General features: G+C 60.1%; 19 protein-coding genes. 9 read left to right on the forward strand and 10 right to left on the reverse strand.

Annotation, left to right across the window (positions count from 1 at the left end; translation table 11 throughout):
• The 3 genes from A3OQ_RS0103380 to A3OQ_RS0103390 are packed head-to-tail and all read left to right on the forward strand — an operon-like array spanning nucleotide 1 to nucleotide 1,176.
• Nucleotides 1-339, forward strand: coding sequence for an addiction module antidote protein (locus tag A3OQ_RS0103380; RefSeq protein ID WP_020173948.1), 339 nt, complete (start codon nucleotides 1-3; stop codon nucleotides 337-339).
• 26 nt (nucleotides 340-365) lie between these two features.
• Entirely contained in the window at nucleotides 366-803 is a 438-nt protein-coding gene (locus A3OQ_RS0103385) for a DUF3574 domain-containing protein (protein WP_020173949.1), read from the forward strand.
• Nucleotides 804-855: 52 nt separating this feature from the next.
• Complete coding sequence (locus A3OQ_RS0103390) at nucleotides 856-1,176, forward strand: polyhydroxyalkanoic acid system family protein (RefSeq protein ID WP_020173950.1); 321 nt, start codon at nucleotides 856-858, stop codon at nucleotides 1,174-1,176.
• Between the two features lie 174 nt (nucleotides 1,177-1,350).
• On the opposite strand, the gene A3OQ_RS0103395 is transcribed toward A3OQ_RS0103390, so the two are convergent.
• The 3 genes from A3OQ_RS0103395 to A3OQ_RS0103405 all read right to left on the reverse strand — a co-directional run bounded on the left by A3OQ_RS0103395 (nucleotide 1,351) and on the right by A3OQ_RS0103405 (nucleotide 4,771).
• The gene (locus tag A3OQ_RS0103395) at nucleotides 1,351-2,523 is read right to left on the reverse strand and encodes a CobW family GTP-binding protein (RefSeq protein WP_020173951.1); all 1,173 of its coding nucleotides are present in this window, start codon (nucleotides 2,521-2,523) and stop codon (nucleotides 1,351-1,353) included.
• 101 nt (nucleotides 2,524-2,624) lie between these two features.
• Nucleotides 2,625-4,157 (reverse strand): serine hydrolase, encoded by a 1,533-nt coding sequence (locus A3OQ_RS21230; RefSeq protein WP_020173952.1) that lies wholly within the window; start codon nucleotides 4,155-4,157, stop codon nucleotides 2,625-2,627.
• 308 nt (nucleotides 4,158-4,465) lie between these two features.
• On the reverse strand, nucleotides 4,466-4,771 hold the full coding sequence (locus tag A3OQ_RS0103405) for a BolA family protein (RefSeq protein ID WP_020173953.1): 306 nt from the start codon (nucleotides 4,769-4,771) through the stop codon (nucleotides 4,466-4,468).
• A 98-nt stretch (nucleotides 4,772-4,869) separates the two neighbouring features.
• On the opposite strand from A3OQ_RS0103405, the gene A3OQ_RS0103410 reads away from it, so the two are divergent.
• From A3OQ_RS0103410 to acpA, 4 genes are all read left to right on the forward strand, one after another.
• Nucleotides 4,870-5,472: a J domain-containing protein gene (locus A3OQ_RS0103410; RefSeq protein ID WP_026595452.1), complete on the forward strand. Its 603-nt coding sequence runs from the start codon at nucleotides 4,870-4,872 to the stop codon at nucleotides 5,470-5,472.
• A gap of 124 nt (nucleotides 5,473-5,596) precedes the next feature.
• Nucleotides 5,597-6,592: a cobaltochelatase subunit CobS gene (gene cobS / locus A3OQ_RS0103415; RefSeq protein WP_020173956.1), complete on the forward strand. Its 996-nt coding sequence runs from the start codon at nucleotides 5,597-5,599 to the stop codon at nucleotides 6,590-6,592.
• A gap of 240 nt (nucleotides 6,593-6,832) precedes the next feature.
• On the forward strand, nucleotides 6,833-8,767 hold the full coding sequence (gene cobT, locus A3OQ_RS0103420; RefSeq protein WP_020173957.1) for a cobaltochelatase subunit CobT: 1,935 nt from the start codon (nucleotides 6,833-6,835) through the stop codon (nucleotides 8,765-8,767).
• 103 nt (nucleotides 8,768-8,870) lie between these two features.
• Nucleotides 8,871-10,244 carry an acid phosphatase gene (gene acpA, locus A3OQ_RS0103425; RefSeq protein ID WP_020173958.1) on the forward strand — a complete coding sequence of 458 codons (1,374 nt, stop codon included), beginning with the start codon at nucleotides 8,871-8,873 and terminating at the stop codon, nucleotides 10,242-10,244.
• 113 nt (nucleotides 10,245-10,357) lie between these two features.
• Here the strand turns inward: acpA and A3OQ_RS0103430 are convergent, their stop codons facing one another.
• Complete coding sequence (locus A3OQ_RS0103430) at nucleotides 10,358-11,251, reverse strand: LysR family transcriptional regulator (RefSeq protein ID WP_026595453.1); 894 nt, start codon at nucleotides 11,249-11,251, stop codon at nucleotides 10,358-10,360.
• A 106-nt stretch (nucleotides 11,252-11,357) separates the two neighbouring features.
• Here A3OQ_RS0103430 and A3OQ_RS0103435 point away from each other — a divergent pair, with 106 nt between their 5' ends.
• Nucleotides 11,358-12,350: an aldo/keto reductase gene (locus A3OQ_RS0103435; protein WP_020173960.1), complete on the forward strand. Its 993-nt coding sequence runs from the start codon at nucleotides 11,358-11,360 to the stop codon at nucleotides 12,348-12,350.
• Between the two features lie 100 nt (nucleotides 12,351-12,450).
• Here the strand turns inward: A3OQ_RS0103435 and rpmB are convergent, their stop codons facing one another.
• The 3 genes from rpmB to leuD form a co-directional block, all read right to left on the reverse strand.
• Nucleotides 12,451-12,741, reverse strand: coding sequence for a 50S ribosomal protein L28 (gene rpmB, locus A3OQ_RS0103440; RefSeq protein ID WP_020173961.1), 291 nt, complete (start codon nucleotides 12,739-12,741; stop codon nucleotides 12,451-12,453).
• Between the two features lie 208 nt (nucleotides 12,742-12,949).
• Nucleotides 12,950-13,105, reverse strand: coding sequence for a DUF3309 family protein (locus A3OQ_RS23915; RefSeq protein WP_083931650.1), 156 nt, complete (start codon nucleotides 13,103-13,105; stop codon nucleotides 12,950-12,952).
• Between the two features lie 199 nt (nucleotides 13,106-13,304).
• Nucleotides 13,305-13,910: a 3-isopropylmalate dehydratase small subunit gene (leuD, locus tag A3OQ_RS0103450; protein WP_020173963.1), complete on the reverse strand. Its 606-nt coding sequence runs from the start codon at nucleotides 13,908-13,910 to the stop codon at nucleotides 13,305-13,307.
• 111 nt (nucleotides 13,911-14,021) lie between these two features.
• Here leuD and A3OQ_RS0103455 point away from each other — a divergent pair, with 111 nt between their 5' ends.
• Nucleotides 14,022-14,525, forward strand: coding sequence for a pyridoxamine 5'-phosphate oxidase family protein (locus A3OQ_RS0103455; RefSeq protein ID WP_020173964.1), 504 nt, complete (start codon nucleotides 14,022-14,024; stop codon nucleotides 14,523-14,525).
• A 17-nt stretch (nucleotides 14,526-14,542) separates the two neighbouring features.
• Here A3OQ_RS0103455 and A3OQ_RS0103460 read toward each other — a convergent pair whose 3' ends face one another.
• Genes A3OQ_RS0103460 through mltA form a run of 3 tightly spaced genes read right to left on the reverse strand, consistent with a single transcriptional unit; the run spans nucleotide 14,543 to nucleotide 16,699 of the window.
• Entirely contained in the window at nucleotides 14,543-14,977 is a 435-nt protein-coding gene (locus A3OQ_RS0103460; protein WP_020173965.1) for a metallopeptidase family protein, read from the reverse strand.
• Nucleotides 14,967-15,590, reverse strand: coding sequence for a Smr/MutS family protein (locus tag A3OQ_RS0103465; protein WP_020173966.1), 624 nt, complete (start codon nucleotides 15,588-15,590; stop codon nucleotides 14,967-14,969). The genes A3OQ_RS0103460 and A3OQ_RS0103465 overlap by 11 nt, the downstream gene beginning before the upstream one ends.
• On the reverse strand, nucleotides 15,587-16,699 hold the full coding sequence (mltA, locus tag A3OQ_RS0103470) for a murein transglycosylase A (RefSeq protein ID WP_020173967.1): 1,113 nt from the start codon (nucleotides 16,697-16,699) through the stop codon (nucleotides 15,587-15,589). Before mltA ends, A3OQ_RS0103465 begins: the two co-directional genes overlap by 4 nt.
• Nucleotides 16,700-16,717: the final 18 nt, after the last annotated feature.

Genomic DNA, 16,717 nt, shown 5'->3' on the forward strand with positions numbered 1-16,717 from the left:
ATGACACTCAAAACGGCGGTATGGGATGCGGCTGAGCATCTTGATACGCCTGAAGCTATTGCAGCCTATCTCGAAGCAGCGTTTGACGATGGCGATCCGGCCTTAATTGCCGCCGTGATTGGCGATGTCGCCCGCGCAAGAGGAATGGCTGAGCTTGCTCGCGAAACGGGCCTTTCGCGCGAGAGCCTCTATAGAACCTTGTCTGGAGACGGTAATCCGTCCTTCGGCACCGTACTCAAAATTCTTCAAACATTTGGAGTTCGCCTCGAAGCAAAACCGGTGGAGGCGAAAGCGGCTACGAAATCGCGGCGAAAAGGCCGACCGGTCGCTACAGCGTAAGGGGTGAGGCTCCCTGGAGAAGCGCCATGAAATTTCGAGGCCTGATCCAGGCGGCTCTTATTCAAATTTTGCTTTTTTGCGCACCGCCTTTGGCTCATGCGGAGGATACGCCTGCGCCCGCAACACAAGGCTGCGTTCTGCCGGCCAAACGCATGGAGCGGCTCGAATTGGTGTTCGGACTGGCGGGCAAGCCGGGCCGCGTCGCGTCCCACGCCTGGGACGCCTTTATGGAGCGCGAAGTGACGCCGCGCTTTCCCGACGGCCTCACCGTTTTCGACGGCTACGGGCAATGGCGCAATAAACGCGGCACAATCAGCAAGGAATCCTCGCGGCTTTTGCTCATATGGTATGAAAAAGACGCGACGACCGAGACCAAGATCGAGGCGATCCGCGCCGCCTATAAGCGCCGCTTTCACCAGGACTCGGTGCTGCGCGCGGATGAAATCTCCTGCGTTTCCTTTTAAAATGGCGTGGCAAGACGGCGCTGGCAGACCTACATAGATCGCGGAGAGACCTATGCCCAAAACCATTTCGATCAGTTTGCCGCATGATCTCGGCACCGAGGAAGCCAAGCGCCGCGTCCAGGATCAGCTCGAACGTCTGCGCAAGGAATATGTCGACAAGGTCGGCCAATCGCAGGTGAATTGGGCCGGCGATCAGGCCAAGGTCGATGTCTCGGCACTCGGTCAGGCAGCGAGCGCGACTATCGACGTTCTGCCCGACACATTGCGCATCGAGGTCGAGCTGCCATGGGTTTTGGCGGCGCTCTCCACCAGGGTCCAAAGCTTTATGACGTCGCATGCCTCGGACGCTTTGCGTCTGACCCACACGAAATAAAGCTTCACCTTTTCCATATCAGCCGCCGCAGGCTCTGCACGTAAAAGTCGGGTCGCGATCCGGCGGCCAAGCTTCCGAAAGACTTTCGCGCATAGGATGAGCGCTCCAGACTTAATATAAATTATTATATAGCTTTATGCGCCCCGTGTCACCTCTCGCGGCGAAAATCAGGGTTCAAGAGAGGAGACCGCCCTGCTTGGCCGCGAGCGGATTCTCCGTCAGCGCCTGGCGATCGGCGCGATCCGGTGCGGGAATGCCCATCGCCGCATTCCACAGACCTTCGACGAAGCCCGGCTGGATGTCTTTCAGAATGAAGACCATGCGGGTCGCATGATCGTCGTCCGGCCAGGCATCGAGCCTTTGCGGCGCATGAAACACATGCTGCACGCCATGCACGATCAGTGGCCGCGCGGGATCATCGGCCAAAGCGACAATGCCTTTGACGCGCAAAAGATTGGCGCCATAGGCATTGCGCATGAGTTCCAAAAACAGATCGAGCCCTGCGGGTTCGACGAGCGGCGCGAAACGCAGGCAGAAGGCCGCGATGCGCGCATCGTGACGGTTGACGTCCTGGTGCGCATGGGCGTGATCGTGGTGGCCATGCTCGCGCCCTTGATGATCATGCCCGTGATGGTCGTGACCGTCTTCGAACGCCTCCGCGTTCAGCCAATGGCGGACATTGGGTATCTTCCCGTCAATATCGTAGAGCCCTGCATCGAGAAGGCGCGAGGCTGTCGCTTGACCTGATGCCGCATCGAGCAGAAGCGCTCCCGGATTGAGTTCGGCGAGGCGCGCCTGCAGCGCATCGAGGCGAGGGCGATCGGCCCCGGAAACGAGATCCGATTTGGCGAGCACCAGCCGGTCGGCGACCGCTGCCTGTTTCACCGCTTCCTCATGCGCATCGAGTGTGGCTGCCCCATTCACCGCATCGATCAACGTGATGACGCCCTCAAGCCGGAAACGCAGCATGAGATAGGGATGAAACATGATCGTTTGCAGGATCGGCGCCGGATCGGCCAATCCCGTCGTCTCGATGATCACACGTTTGAACGGCGCGATGCGATCATTGTCGCGGCGGCGCAAAAGATCTTCAAGCGTCTCGATGAGGTCGCCGCGGATCGTGCAGCAGAGGCAGCCCGACGACAAAAGAATCATGTCGGAATCGATCTTCTCGATCAGGAGGTGATCGAGGCCGATCTCGCCGAATTCATTGATGATGACGAGCGTGTCCGCAAGCACCGGATCCTTCAGAAGGCGGTTCAAGAGTGTCGTCTTGCCGGCGCCGAGAAAGCCCGTGATGACGGTCAGGGGAAAAGGCGGCGGCGGCCGTCTGGCTAATTCGGACATGATGGCGGTTCCAGAGCGGGTTCAGACCGGCATCTATGCACGAGAAGCCCGCATTGCGATCCATTTCACCTGCAAAACCGCGCAACAAAACGTGCGCCTGTTCATTGCTTGGCGGCGGCTTGGCCCTTATTGGTTTTCACCTTCGCTTGGGCTACGGCATGATCCTTGGCGTGGAGGGTTTTCGCGGTCTCTTTGGCTTTGGCGGGCTTCGGCTTATCCGCATGCGCCTCTTTGACCGAGTGCTGTTTCACCGAAGCCTTTTTAGCCTTGCCCTTTTTGGGATGGGTATCGTCCGCCTCGCCGCCAGCACCTTCGAGCATTTTCGCAGCGATCTTCTTATTCACGGGCTTTTCGGCGACAGCCTTTGGCGCATGGCGCCCCTTGATCGGCAGAGCCGTCGGGTCGGGGGCGAGCGGCGTTTTGGCGGTAGCGGCGGGCAATGTTGCCGCATAGGCGCTGGCCTGCTCAGGCGTCGGCTCTGTTCCGACGGCCGAATGCGGCGGCCGCGCTTGCGCAACGGGTCCGATATAGCCCGCCATCGGGCCAATATAGACCGGGACCGGCGAAAAGACCGGCGCCGGCACCAGATCGATTCGCGTCAGGACCGGCGTCGTATGGAAGGGCGTGTTCGTCACGAAGGGAAACGAGCGCTGGCCCGCCGGATTGGCGGCCGGTCCCGCTTCGGCGACGAGCGGCGCCGTCAACTGCGCGATTTCGGCATTAAATTGCACGATCGCCTTGCCGCGGCGGCGGCAGATCTGATCGCGCATGTCCGGCGCGTTCGTCCCGCCTGCGGGCCCGAGATTGTCCAAGGACGCAATGGCGTGATCGACACCGCCAAAGCCGCGGTCGAACAGAGCGGAGACCTTCTGCGTCCGCAGCGGCACGGTCGGCGCGCCCATGACGACGACGATCAACCTTTGGCTGCCGCGCGCGGCGCTGGCGACAATGTTAAATCCCGCCGGACAGGTGAAGCCCGTCTTCATACCTTCGGCACCCGGATAACGCCCGAGAAGATTATTGTGATTGGTGATGACCTCGGACCCCAGAGCCAAGGCACCGAGATTGAAGAGATCGATATGCTCTGGGAAGGTTTTGTAAAGCGCCCGGCCGAGTATCGCCATGTCGCGCGCCGACGACACATGGCGCGGATCGGGCAGGCCATTCGGATTGACGAAATGCGATTCCTGCATGCCCAATTGAGCTGCCGCCGCATTCATATCCTCGGCGAAGGCTTCGACCGAGCCCGATACGCCTTCCGCGACGGTGACGGCGAGATCGTTCGCCGAGCGCACCATCAACATCTTGAGCGCATTGTCGAGAGTGACTTCGGTGCCCGCTGCGAAACCCATTTTGGACGGCGGCATCGAAACCGCGCGCGGCGAAACGACCAAGGGCGTGTCCAGCGCGATCTTGTGGTCGCGCACGGCCTGCAGGGCCACATAAACCGTCATCAATTTGGTAAGCGAGGCCGGAAACCAGGGCTCCGTCGCCTCTTGCTGGTAGAGAACCGCGCCTGAGGCGACGTCGACGACGAGGGCCGGCGCCGCTTCGGCAGAGAGAGCCAAGGGACCGCACAACCAACCCGCTGTGAAGACATTCGCCGCAAGAGCGAAAGCCGCAAAACGGAGCATCCGACTTCCAGCGTTTGAACGGCCCATCACATGATCCTGAACGATCGAAAGGCTTCGGCAACGCAGAATAGCGCCAATGCCTTCCTACCGTGCTCCGGCCAAATTGAAAAGGGACTAGCCGGATACTCCAGCACCCTTTGAGGCCATCTGTTTGAAAATCAGCCCAATTGGTTCGATCACCTATACGTATTAGGGCATATGCTCTCTAAGATCAGCCCGATTTTCATGGCAAGTTTGAGACATCGCGGATCGATGTCTCTCACATTGGCGTTTGCTTTAATTCGAAGATGCTGAATTCTCCGGCGGGATTATTCGCCAGGGGCTTTGGCTTCGATCGACAGTGCATGCACGGTGTCGTTCAGCTCGGCCTGCAAAACAGAATTGATGGTACGATGACGGTCCACTCGGCTCTTGCCAGCGAAGGCTTGCGAGATCACTTTAACTTGGAAATGCGTTCCGCCATCGCCATGCGCCCGGCCGGGGCTCATCGCGGCATGCGCATGACCGGCGTGCTTATGCGATTCATCGATGACTTCAAGCAGGCTCGGGGCCAAAGCGGCTTCAAGTTTGCTTTTGATTCGCTGTGCCATTGTGGCTTCGGCGTGTTCGCTCATTTTTTAGACTCCTCATCAAACCGGCTCGGTTCGTTCATTTTTCATTTTATCGCTTCGAGCGCCTTGCGGCCACCCCAAAGAGCTTCATAATGGACGACATGGATTTGAATTCTCGACTCTTCGATCGCATCAGGGTCAAGCCTGCGCGAAAACAAACCGTACAAACCAATCAGGTGCGCTGCGATCATCCAGGTTGTAACGAACCTGGAGCATTTCGCGCGCCAATGGGACGATTGCGCGAGGGGCAATATTTCAGCTTTTGCCTCGATCATGTGCGCGAATACAACGCCTCCTACAATTATTTCAACGGGATGACCGCCGAAGACGTCGCCGTTTACCAAAAAGAAGACGTGGTCGGCCATCGCCCGACCTGGTCGATGGGGGTGAACCGCAGCCGTAGCGGCTTCCGGGAGGAGGGTGACGATCCGTCGCGGACCTCGGATCCGCTTGGCTTGTTCCGCTCGCGGATGCGGCAGGCGGCCGAGCCAGCGCCCAAGCCAAGGACCGGCGTCGCTGCTCTTAAAGCCTTGGATCAATTGGGACTTGACGACGGAGCAGATGCGCCAACGATCAAGACCCGCTATAAGGATCTGGTCAAACGTCTCCACCCGGATGCCAATGGCGGCGACCGGTCGAATGAAGACAAATTGCGGGAAATCATCCGCGCCTATAATTATCTAAAGTCGGTCAAGCTCGCCTGAATCTTGCTTCGGCGCCTTGAGGCATAATGTCAGGCATTTCAGCGGTGCCGAGTTGCGACCGAGTTTACAACAGCGTTCCGGGTTTCGGCACATGCTGGCGCGACTCCCGTCCGAAGGAGGATGAATGCAAAGCGCAGCAGCGTCAGGCGGGGTGAGTGGCCTGCCCGACATGAAAATATCGGTTCGTCAGGTTTTCGGAATCGACACCGACCTTGAGGCCCCGGCCTATTCCACAGCCGAAGAACATGTTCCCGACACCGATCCCGATTATATTTTCGATCGCGATACGACACTTGCCATTCTCGCGGGGTTCATCAAGAACCGCCGCGTGATGGTGACCGGCTATCACGGCACCGGCAAGTCGACGCATATCGAGCAGGTGGCCGCACGGCTCAACTGGCCTTGCGTGCGCATCAATCTCGACAGCCATGTCTCACGCGTCGATCTCGTCGGCAAGGACGCGATCGTCCTGAAGGACGGCAAGCAGGTCACAGAGTTCAAGGACGGCATCCTGCCCTGGGCGCTGCAAAACAATATCGCGCTTTGCTTCGACGAATATGACGCCGGCCGGCCGGATGTGATGTTCGTCATTCAGCGCGTGCTCGAAGTTTCGGGCAGGCTCACGCTTCTCGATCAGAGCCGGGTTATCCGTCCTCATCCGGCCTTCCGCTTGTTTTCGACGACGAATACGATCGGGCTTGGCGATACGTCCGGCCTTTATCACGGCACGCAGCAGATCAATCAGGGCCAGATGGACCGCTGGTCGATTGTCGCGACGCTGAATTATCTGCCGCACGACAAGGAAGTCGAAATCGTCCTCGCCAAGGTCAAATCCTATCAGCAGACCAAGGAAGGCCGCGACGCGATCAACAAGATGGTGCGTGTCGCCGATTTGACCCGCAACGCCTTCATCGCCGGCGATCTTTCGACCGTTATGAGCCCACGCACGGTGATCACCTGGGCCGAGAATGCCGAAATTTTCGGCGACATCGGTTTCGCTTTCCGGCTCACGTTCCTAAATAAGTGCGATGAATTGGAGCGCACGCTCGTCGCCGAATTCTATCAGCGCTGCTTCGGCCAGGATCTGCCCGAAAGCGCTGTGAATGTGGTGATGAGCTAGCTAACCCTGCCGATGAAGGCGGCACCTTCTCCCGACCAAACTCGGGCTTGCCCGAGTTTGGCATTCTCAAAGACGCAAGTCGGGCAAGCCCGGCTTGCTTGCGGGAGAAGGTGCCGAGCGAATGCGAAGCGGATGAGGGGCTAAACCCTTCCGCCGACAGAGCGTAACCCCTCACCCGGCCAGCTCCGCTGGCCACCCTCTCCCACAAGGGGAGAGGGGTTCGCACGACCGTTGAGCCTAATGACTTCGAACTCAAAGCCGCCAAGCAAGGCCGAAGCGCCGCAGGAGCCCTTCAAACGGGCCTTGGCCGGCTGCATGCGCGCGCTGTCGCACATGCCGCAGCTCGAAGTCGCCTATGCGTCGGAACGGCCGAACCTCATCCGTACGGGCACGACTGCGAAAGCCCGCCTGCCCGAACCGGCGCGCAAGCTCGATCCGCGCGAGGCCTCGATCTTGCGCGGCCACGCCGATTCGATGGCGCTCCGGCTCGCCTGCCACAACACCGATATTCACCGGAAGCTTCTCCCGCAGGCCTCTGCGGCCCGCGCGGTCTTCGATGCCGTCGAACAGGCGCGCGTCGAAGCCATTGGCTCACGGCGCATGCAGGGCGTTGCCAATAATCTCGATGCCATGCTCGACGATCGCTATTATCGCAGCCGCGCATCCGAAGTGACGGCGCGCGCCGATGCACCGCTCGAAGACGCCGTCGCCATGATCGTGCGCGAGCGGCTCACCGGCCGCAAACCGCCAAAAAATGCGCAAAAGCTCGTCGACCTCTGGCGCCCCTGGGTCGAGGAACGCGCAAAAAGCGATCTCGACAGGCTCGGCACGGCGATCGAAGACCAGGCGGCTTTTGCGCAAGCGGTTCACAAGCTTCTCAGCTCGCTCGAAATGGGTGAGGAAGGCAGCCTCGGCCAGGACGAAAACGACGAGGACCTGCCGCAGGATCAGGCCGACGAGGGCGATGCCGGCCTCAATAATGACGGCGAAGAAGACCAGACCGCCGAGGCCATGCAGTCGGAGCAGACGGACTCGGCCGAGGAGTCTTTGGACGACGGCACGACCGAATCGGCCGAGGCGCCTTCCGGAGAATTCGAAGAAGACGCCGAATATGCCGACGCGGAACAAGGCTCCGAGTCGCGCCGCCAGCCGTCGCCAGGCAAAACCGAACCGCGGCTGCAAGACTATAAGGCTTTCTCGAAACGCCATGACGAAACCGTCATGGCCGAAGACCTCTGCGATGCCGACGAACTCGACCGGCTGCGTGCCTATCTCGATAAGCAATTGCAAAATCTCTCGTCGATCGTCTCGCGTCTCGCCAACCGCCTGCAACGCCGGCTGATGGCGCAGCAAAACCGCTCGTGGGAATTCGATCTCGAAGAAGGCATGCTCGATGCCTCGCGCCTGCCGCGCGTCGTCATCGATCCGCAGCAGCCCTTGTCCTTCAAACGCGAGAAGGACACCGACTTCCGCGATACGGTCGTGACCTTGCTCCTCGACAATTCCGGCTCGATGCGCGGGCGGCCGATCACGGTTGCCGCGACCTGCGCCGATATTCTGGCCCGCACGCTGGAGCGCTGCGGCGTGAAAGTGGAAATCCTTGGATTTACGACCCGCGCGTGGAAAGGCGGCCAGGCGCGCGAGGCCTGGCTGCAGGCGGGCAAGCCGCCGAACCCGGGCCGGCTCAACGATCTGCGCCATATCATCTACAAATCCGCTGATGCGCCCTGGCGGCGGGCGCGCAAGAATCTCGGCCTGATGATGCGCGAAGGCCTGCTCAAGGAGAATATCGACGGCGAGGCGCTCGATTGGGCGCACAAGAGATTGCTGGCCCGGCCCGAGCAGCGCAAGATTCTGATGATGATCTCCGACGGCGCGCCGGTCGATGATTCGACGCTCTCGGTCAATCCCGGCAATTATCTCGAGCGGCATTTGCGCCAGATGATCGAAGAGATCGAGACGAAATCGCCAGTCGAACTCATCGCCATTGGCATAGGCCATGATGTGACGCGCTATTATCGCCGCGCGGTGACGATCGTCGATGCGGAGGAGCTCGGCGGCGCGATGACCGACAAGCTCGCCGAGCTCTTCAGCGAGAAGGGCGATGCGCAGCCCGCAAGTGGGCGGCGCGGCTATGCGCCGGGCAAGACCGGCGTCGCACCTACCCTGCACTGAGCGGCCATCCAGTCTTCGCGAATGACGGAAACGGCGCTTGTCATAGGAACAGCAGATTGATCTGATACGCGGCAAAGCTTGATATTATTCGCCGAGTTTTCCGATGACGCGCTTTTTAGCTGGATTTTTGACCCTCGGCGCTCTGTTCGCGGGCATCCCCTTGGCCGCCGCACAGGACGCACCAAAGCCGGTACCCGGTCTCGACAAGATCAACCATATTATCGTCATTTATCTCGAGAACCGCAGCTTCGACAATCTCTATGGATTGTTTCCAGGTGCCGATGGTCTCGCCAACGCTGGCGCCACGGCGACGCAGGTCGGCAAAGACGGCAAAGTGCTCGAAACCCTGCCGCCGGTGATGAACACCAATCCGAAGGTGCCGATCGTCGACACGCGCTTTCCCGCCAATCTGCCGAATGCGCCGTTTCGCGCCGAACCCTATGTCGGGCCGGAACAGACCACGGGCGATCTGGTGCACCGTTTCTACCACGAGCAATTGCAGATCGACGACGGCAAGATGGACAAGTTCGCCATTTGGTCGGATGCCGGCGGCCTTGTCATGAGCACTTATGATGGCAGCAAATTTCCGCTGTGGGATTATGCCAAGCGCTACGTGCTGATGGATCATTTTTACCATGCGGCTTTCGGCGGCTCGTTCCTCAACCATTTCTGGACGATTTGCGCCTGCACGCCGCGTTTCGAAAACGCGCCTGCGGAGCTTGTCGCCACGCTCGATGAAAATGGCGTGATCACCAGCGACAAAGCCGATAATGCCGTGACGCCTGATTTTTATGCGGTCAATACGTTGCAGCCGAAGCTCGGACCGCATGCGCAAAGCGTCCCCGAGGCTAAATTATTGCCGCCACAGGACATGCCGAATATCGGCGACAGGCTCAGTGAAAAAGGCGTGCCCTGGGCCTGGTATTCGGGCGGCTGGAACGATGCGCTGGCAGGCAAGCCAGACCCGCTGTTTCAATTCCATCATCAGGCCTTCGCCTTCTTTGGCCGCTATGCCAATGGCACAGAAGACAGCAAGGCACATATCAAGGATGCGCTCGATTTCACCGCAGGAATCGAGAAGGGCCAGCTTCCTGCCGTGACCTTCTATAAGCCGATCGGCGAATTCAACGAACATCCGGGCTATTCGACGGTGCTCGCCTCCGAGCGCTATGCCGCCGATCTCGTGAAACTGATCGAAGACAGTCCTCTCTGGAAGGACACGCTCATCGTCATCACTTACGATGAGAATGGCGGCCTTTGGGATCATATGGCGCCGCCGAAGAAGGACCGTTGGGGTCCGGGCGTGCGGGTGCCGACGCTCGTCATTTCGCCTTTCGCCAAGAAAGGCTTCATCGATCATACGGACTATGACACGACGGCGATTCTGAAATTGATCGAAACCCGTTTTGGGATCGTGCCGCTCGGCGAGCGCGACGCGGCCGCACCCGATATGACGAATGCACTCGATTTGAATTGAGCAGGCATAAGCCGCTTGGTCATCGTCATTGCGAGGAGTGAAACGACGAAGCAATCCATGTGGCAACTTTCCCGGATTGCTTCGCTGCGCTCGCAATGACGCTAGGTCTTGACCTACCGCGTCTTGATGAAATCGACAAAAGCTCTGAGCGGCGCGGGCATATGTTTGCGGCTCGGATAATAGAGAAAAGGCCCGGGAAAGCGCGGCGACCAATCGGCCAATAGTTCGACAAGTTCGGCTTTATCCAGGTAGGGGCGTAGAAACTCTTCGAATGAATAGATGAGACCGAGGCCCGCTAGGGCCGCGCCGATTTCGAGTTCACCCATTGTGGCGATCATCGGGCCTTCCGGGCTGACACGGACGATCTCGCCGTCGCGCTCGAATTCCCAGGTCGAGATGAGGACGCCGCTCAGGAAGCGATGCCGGATACAAGGGTGATCCAAGATTTCCCGCGGCTCTTTCGGCGCACCGCGCGCTGCGATATAGGCGGGCGAGGCTGCCAGCACGAAGCGCTGAACGCTCGGGCCGATCGGCACGGCAATCATGTCCTTTTCGATCCGCTCGTCGTAACGGATGCCTGCGTCAAAGCCAGCGGCGAGCACGTCGATGAACGTATCGCTCGCCGTCACGTCGAGCGTAATGCCCGGATGGGCGATGAGAAAACGCGTCGCAATCGGCGGCAGAATTTCCCGCGCCACAATGGTCGGCACGTTGAGCTTGAGCGTGCCGCGCGGGCTGTCGCGAAACTGATTCACCGCATCGAGCGCGCCTGAAATATCGCCAAGCGCCGGTGCCAGACGCTCGAGCAAATGCGCGCCAGCCTCCGTCGGCGTCACGCTGCGCGTCGTGCGATTGAGAAGCCGTACGCCCAATCGCAATTCGAGGCGCCGCAGGGCCTCGCTCAGCGAGGAGGGCGAAACGCCGCGCAATTTGGCGGCGCCGCGAAAGCTGCGCGCTTGCGCGACGGCAACGAAAGCATCGAGATCCGCAAGATCCATGTCAGCCATTGTTTCGTTTTTAGCACAGGCTGTTCTCAAAAGAACGTATTATCGTACAGCTCGTAGACCCCACCTTTAGGCTGTTCGCAATGGCTTTTCGAAAACGGGGTTCACGATGGAAATTTTGCAATTGGGCGCGGCTGGACCGCGCGTGTCGGCCATGGGTCTTGGCTGCATGGGCATGTCGGACCTTTACGGCCCTTCGGATCGGTCGGAGAGCATAGCGACGATCCATGCCGCGCTCGACGCGGGGATCACGCTTCTCGACACCGGCGATTTCTATGGCATGGGCCATAATGAAATGCTGATCGGCGAAGCGGTGAAAAGCGTGCCGCGCGATCGCTTCCAGGTCAGCGTGAAATTCGGCGCCATGCGCGATCCGGCGGGTGGCTGGCTCGGCTTCGATGGCCGGCCCGCCGCTGTGAAGAATTTCTTGGCTTACACGCTGCGCCGGCTCGGCCTCAACTATATCGACATCTATCGCCCGGCGCGGCTCGATCCCAACGTTCCGATCGAGGATACCGTCGGCGCTATCTCCGACATGGTGAAAGCTGGTTTCGTCCGCCATATCGGCCTGTCGGAGGTGGGCGCGGAAACCATCCGCCGGGCCGCGGCCGTTCATCCGATCGTGGATCTTCAAATCGAATATTCGCTGATCTCACGCGGCATAGAAGATAAGATCTTGCCCGTCTGCCGCGAACTCGGCATCGCCATCACGGCCTATGGCGTGCTCTCGCGCGGACTCATCAGCGGGCATTGGCAGAAGCCCGCGGGCGCGACCGACTTTCGCGGCTACAGTCCGCGCTTCCAGGAAGGCAATGTCGAGAAGAACCTGGCGCTCGTCGAGCAGCTCCGGGGGCTGGCCGAAGCAAAAGGCGCCAGCGTCGCGCAAATCGCGATCGCCTGGGTGGTGGCGCAAGGCAAGGACATCGTGCCGCTCGTCGGAGCCCGCCGCCGCGACCGGCTGACAGAAGCCTTGGGCGCGCTCGATGTGATGCTGACGCCTGAAGATCTCGCGGCGATCGAACGCGTGGTGCCGAAAGGCGCCGCCGCCGGCGAGCGCTATGCAACCGAGCAGATGGCCATGCTCGACAGCGAACGCGTCTGAGCGGGTCGCGAGACGGTTACATTGGCAAATTGGAGGCGCGGCCGAACAGGCTCGCGCCTTCATAGCCTGAGGCAAGCGGTCGACGGAAAGCGAAGGAAGCTTACGCCTCGGCGGCTTTCGCTTTGGCGATTTCGGATTTGATCTTTTTGGCGCCGAGCGACAATTCGCTCTCGCTGGCCTTGATCAGAAAGGCATCGAGGCCGCCGCGATGTTCGACCGAGCGCAAGGCCGCGGCCGTCACGCGCAGACGGAAGGGCCGCTGCAAGATTTCGGATTGCAGCGTGACATTGCAGAGGTTCGGCAGGAATCGCGTCCGCGTCTTGCGATTGGAGTGGCTGACGAGATTGCCGGTCAAAACGGCCTTACCCGTCAAATCGCAACGGCGTGACATCGAATTCTTCCTTATAGTCTAAGCGCGGGAGCCTGACCCGAAGCGCGGAAACCCGTCTCCAGCGGATCGGGCGAGAGCGCAGTCTCTAAGCGAGGAGAGCCGCCGCGTCAAGGTTTTCCGAACTTTTTAAGACGGAGCAGGACCCGCCTCAGACGGCTCCTGCTCCCGTTTAACATTCTGTTTTAAGGCAGGATTTCGAGGCCGCGCCCTAAGCCCGGCCGGTCAGAGCCAGAATGATGACGATCAGAAGGATAAGGCCGAGGCCGCCGGACGGGTAATACCCCCAACCGGAGGAATAGGGCCAAGCCGGCAGACCACCAATCAACGCCAAAATCAGAAGAATAATCAGAATTGTATAGAGCATTTCGGAAACCTCATGCAGATCAGCCCGGCGCCTCAGCCCGCCAAGCTCGTATGCATCACAATCCCGAAAAGCGGCTCCGGTTCCGCCGCGCCCAGCTTTGAAGCGCGATCGCTTCAAGTTAAACCGCAATCGCGCTTTAAGCTTTTGTTTCGACGCATGATCTTGATCCGAAAAGTCTGCAACTTTTCGGGATCATGCTCTAGTGCCAGGGCCGGAGCGCGCGCGCCTTTTCCTCGAAATGCTCGATCTTTTTCGCCTTTTCCATCGTGAGGCCAATGTCGTCGAGGCCATTCAAAAGGCAATGTTTGCGGTGCGGATCGATGTCGAATTTGACGGTGCCGCCGTCCGGGCCGCGCACTTCCTGGGCCTCGAGATCGATGGTGAGCGTCGCATTGGCGCCGCGCTCGGCATCGTCCATCAGCTTGGCGAGATCCTCAGGCGAGACCTTGATCGGCAAGATCCCGTTCTTGAAGCAATTGTTGTAAAAAATATCCGCGAAACTCGTCGAGATCACGCAGCGGATGCCGAAATCGAGCAGAGCCCAAGGCGCGTGCTCGCGCGATGAGCCGCAGCCGAAATTATCGCCGGCGACAAGAACCTGCGCCTTGCGATAGGCCGGCTTGTTCAAGACGAAATCCGGATTTTCCTTTCCGTCTTCCGTAAAGCGCATCTCGTGAAAGAGCCCAGCGCCAAGGCCCGTGCGCTTGATGGTTTTCAAATATTGCTTCGGGATGATCATGTCGGTGTCGACATTGGTGATCTTCAGGGGCGCCGCAACGCCGGTCAGCGTCGTAAACTTGTCCATTCTCTCCCAATCCTCGTTCCGAAAGACCAAATAACGCGCGGCCTAACTTATGTCACGCCCGGAACCTTTGCGGCGGCCCGCCCGTTCGGCCCAAGAGGAGGGGAGACGGAAATGCCCGACATATCCAGGTCCGAGGCGGATCGCCGCAAGGTCTTCGACCTCATCAAGGATATAGGCATTGCGCTCCTGACGACGCATGGCGCCGATGGCCGGCTCCATTCGCGGCCGCTCGCCGCGTCGCAAAAGCATTTCGACGGCAAACTCTGGTTCATCACACAGGAGGGCTCGCCCAAAATCTCCGAGCTTCTCGCCGATCCGAACGTGCTCGTCGCCTATTCCGATCCTAAGAGCCAGCGCTATGTTTCCATTTCCGGGACTGCGGAAATCCGCGTCGATCCCGCCAAGGTCAGGGAGATATGGGATGCCAATCAGCGGCTTTGGTTTCCCAAAGGCCCCGACGAAGACGATATTCGCCTGATCTGCGTCACGGTCGAAAGCGCCGAATATTGGGACCGGCCGACGATGCCGCTCATCTATGCCTATCATTATATCAAGACCCGGCTGACCGGCCGGCCGGCCGATCTCATCGGCGAAAACAAAGTGGTCTATTTCTGAGCTCGCGCCCTCCGCGATCAGGCCTGCTCGATCGCATGCATATCGTCGTCGGAAAGCCCGAAATGATGGCCAATCTCATGGACGAGGACATGAGTGACGATGTCGCCCAGACTCTCCTCGTGCTCGGCCCAGAAATCGAGAATGGGCCTTCGATAAAGCCATATCATATTCGGCATTTGACCCGTTGCCACGCCCGTGCCGCCTTGCGCGAGGCCACGCCCCTGGAAGAGACCCAGAAGATCGAATTCGGTCTCGCATTCCATCAAATCGAGCGTGTCGTCGTCGGGAAAATCATCGACCTGGATGACGAGATCCTCACAGAGCTTGCGGAAACGCTCCGGCAAATGCGCATAGGCCACCTCTGCCAGAGTTTCGAAATCGGCCAGCGACGGCGCCTTAATTGCGTTCCAGTCGGGACCATGACCGTTCAAGCCGCTTGTTTCATTCGCCATGCCATCCCCTTCCAGCTTTTGCCGGAGCCATTCGATCGCGCCGCCTGATCCGCACATATAGCGCGCCGGCGCCGCCATGCGGTCGTGTCGCTTCTTCAAAACCGATCACAATTGAGCGCAGTTCGGGTGCGCTCAGCCAATGCGGCACGCTGCGGCGCAAGACGCCGCCTTGCTCGAACGGATCGGCCGAAGCCCGCTCGCCCTTGCCGGTGATGACGAGGACAAGTTTAGCGCCGTCGCGCTGCGCCGTGTTCAAAAAGTGCCGCAGCGCGCCAAAGGCCGTGTGCTGATGCATGCCGTGAAGATCGAGAACCGCGTCGACGCCGGCCCTGCCTTGCGAGAGTTTCGCCTTCAGCCGCCGCTCGACGCCGGCCAAAGCCGGAAGCGCCGGGGCCTTGGCCGAAGGCGCAGGCTGAGTCCGCTCCGCAGTCTGCGCCGGTCCAGCCTCAATGGAGAGTTCGATCTCGACGACTGCTGGTTCCTTTGGAAGATGCGGCAGGCTTTTGCCATGCCGGGGCGTCACGCTGCGCGCGACCTCGATCCAAAGCTCGATTTCTTCATCGGTCAGGGACCGCGCGCGCGGCGACCGATGAACGGACTGGCCTTTCTTCATGACGATCCGTCGAGATCGCGCGGAAGCAGCACCGTGAATTCGGCTTTATGCCTGATCGCACCTGCGAGCGCGCCCGCCGCATCGCCGGAACCAAAATAAAGATCGCCGCGCGCGGCGCCGACGATGGCCGAACCCGTATCCTGCCCGATCATCAGCCGGCGAAATTTCGATGAAGCCGGCGACTGCCAAGGGATCTCCGCATCGATCCACATCGGCAAGCCATAGGGCCAGATGGCACGATCCAGGGCGATCGACCGGAAAGCGGTCAGGCTGACGCCCTGGCCGCCTATAGGACCCTCCTCGGGCCGCAATACCTCCGTCAAAGCGAAGAAAATATAGGATTTATTGCGCAACATGAGCGCAGCACCGGCCTCGCCCGGTCCTTGACCCTGTGTCCTGATCCAGTCCTTCAGCCCGGTGAGACCGGCCTTTTCCGGCGGGATATCATGTTCCACGACGAGAATCCGGCCAATCGACGTATAGGGATGACCATTGCGCCCCGCGTAAGTCAGCCGGACCTCTGCCCCGTCGCGCAGTTTGACGCGTGCCGAGCCTTGCACATGAATGAAGAAGGCCTCGACCTTATCCTTCACCCAGACGAGCGGTTTCACCCGGCCTTCGAGTGCCCCCGCATCGATCGCGGCGCGATCTGGATAGGGCTCCAAAAATGGCGCCGCGGCACCTGCGAGGCTTTCGCTTTGCCGCAAATCGACGAGACTGTCGGGCCGGCCTAGGATCGGCGCGGCAAAATCGGGATGCGGTGCCAAGGACCCTTCGACGACCGGCTCGTAATAGGCGGTGACGAAACCGGCGCCCGAGGCCGTCTTCGGCCGGATGCGATGCGGCGCGAAAAATGTCTCGAAGAACTGCCGCGCCTCCCGCGCATTCGAAGCAGGCTCGGCGAGCGCCTTGAGGCAGACGGTCTTCAGGAAGGAAGGCGCCGGATCGGCGGCCGGGCGCAAAGCCGGCTCGTTTTCGACGATCGCCTTGCAGGAGACTAAAAAGGCGCGAAAGGCCGCGTGGCAATCCTCGCCGTCAAATCCGTCGAGCGCCGCGAAAGGCACTGCGTCTTGCGACATCTCGGGAGGCGTGAGGAAACCGCGAATCATCGTCAACCCCGATATGGG

The sequence above is a fragment of the Methyloferula stellata AR4 genome (assembly GCF_000385335.1).
Taxonomy (GTDB): domain Bacteria; phylum Pseudomonadota; class Alphaproteobacteria; order Rhizobiales; family Beijerinckiaceae; genus Methyloferula; species Methyloferula stellata.

Excerpts from the sequence above, each read along its gene's own strand:
- A3OQ_RS0103380 (WP_020173948.1), top strand. The coding sequence starts at position 1 with ATGACACTCAAAACGGCGGTATGGGATGCGGCTGAGCATCTTGATACG.
- A3OQ_RS0103385 (WP_020173949.1), top strand. The coding sequence starts at position 366 with ATGAAATTTCGAGGCCTGATCCAGGCGGCTCTTATTCAAATTTTGCTT.
- A3OQ_RS0103390 (WP_020173950.1), top strand. The coding sequence starts at position 856 with ATGCCCAAAACCATTTCGATCAGTTTGCCGCATGATCTCGGCACCGAG.
- A3OQ_RS0103395 (WP_020173951.1), bottom strand. The coding sequence starts at position 2,523 with ATGTCCGAATTAGCCAGACGGCCGCCGCCGCCTTTTCCCCTGACCGTC.
- A3OQ_RS21230 (WP_020173952.1), bottom strand. The coding sequence starts at position 4,157 with ATGCTCCGTTTTGCGGCTTTCGCTCTTGCGGCGAATGTCTTCACAGCG.
- A3OQ_RS0103405 (WP_020173953.1), bottom strand. The coding sequence starts at position 4,771 with ATGAGCGAACACGCCGAAGCCACAATGGCACAGCGAATCAAAAGCAAA.
- A3OQ_RS0103410 (WP_026595452.1), top strand. The coding sequence starts at position 4,870 with ATGGATTTGAATTCTCGACTCTTCGATCGCATCAGGGTCAAGCCTGCG.
- cobS (WP_020173956.1), top strand. The coding sequence starts at position 5,597 with ATGCAAAGCGCAGCAGCGTCAGGCGGGGTGAGTGGCCTGCCCGACATG.
- cobT (WP_020173957.1), top strand. The coding sequence starts at position 6,833 with ATGACTTCGAACTCAAAGCCGCCAAGCAAGGCCGAAGCGCCGCAGGAG.
- acpA (WP_020173958.1), top strand. The coding sequence starts at position 8,871 with ATGACGCGCTTTTTAGCTGGATTTTTGACCCTCGGCGCTCTGTTCGCG.
- A3OQ_RS0103430 (WP_026595453.1), bottom strand. The coding sequence starts at position 11,251 with ATGGCTGACATGGATCTTGCGGATCTCGATGCTTTCGTTGCCGTCGCG.
- A3OQ_RS0103435 (WP_020173960.1), top strand. The coding sequence starts at position 11,358 with ATGGAAATTTTGCAATTGGGCGCGGCTGGACCGCGCGTGTCGGCCATG.
- rpmB (WP_020173961.1), bottom strand. The coding sequence starts at position 12,741 with ATGTCACGCCGTTGCGATTTGACGGGTAAGGCCGTTTTGACCGGCAAT.
- A3OQ_RS23915 (WP_083931650.1), bottom strand. The coding sequence starts at position 13,105 with ATGCTCTATACAATTCTGATTATTCTTCTGATTTTGGCGTTGATTGGT.
- leuD (WP_020173963.1), bottom strand. The coding sequence starts at position 13,910 with ATGGACAAGTTTACGACGCTGACCGGCGTTGCGGCGCCCCTGAAGATC.
- A3OQ_RS0103455 (WP_020173964.1), top strand. The coding sequence starts at position 14,022 with ATGCCCGACATATCCAGGTCCGAGGCGGATCGCCGCAAGGTCTTCGAC.
- A3OQ_RS0103460 (WP_020173965.1), bottom strand. The coding sequence starts at position 14,977 with ATGGCGAATGAAACAAGCGGCTTGAACGGTCATGGTCCCGACTGGAAC.
- A3OQ_RS0103465 (WP_020173966.1), bottom strand. The coding sequence starts at position 15,590 with ATGAAGAAAGGCCAGTCCGTTCATCGGTCGCCGCGCGCGCGGTCCCTG.
- mltA (WP_020173967.1), bottom strand. The coding sequence starts at position 16,699 with ATGATTCGCGGTTTCCTCACGCCTCCCGAGATGTCGCAAGACGCAGTG.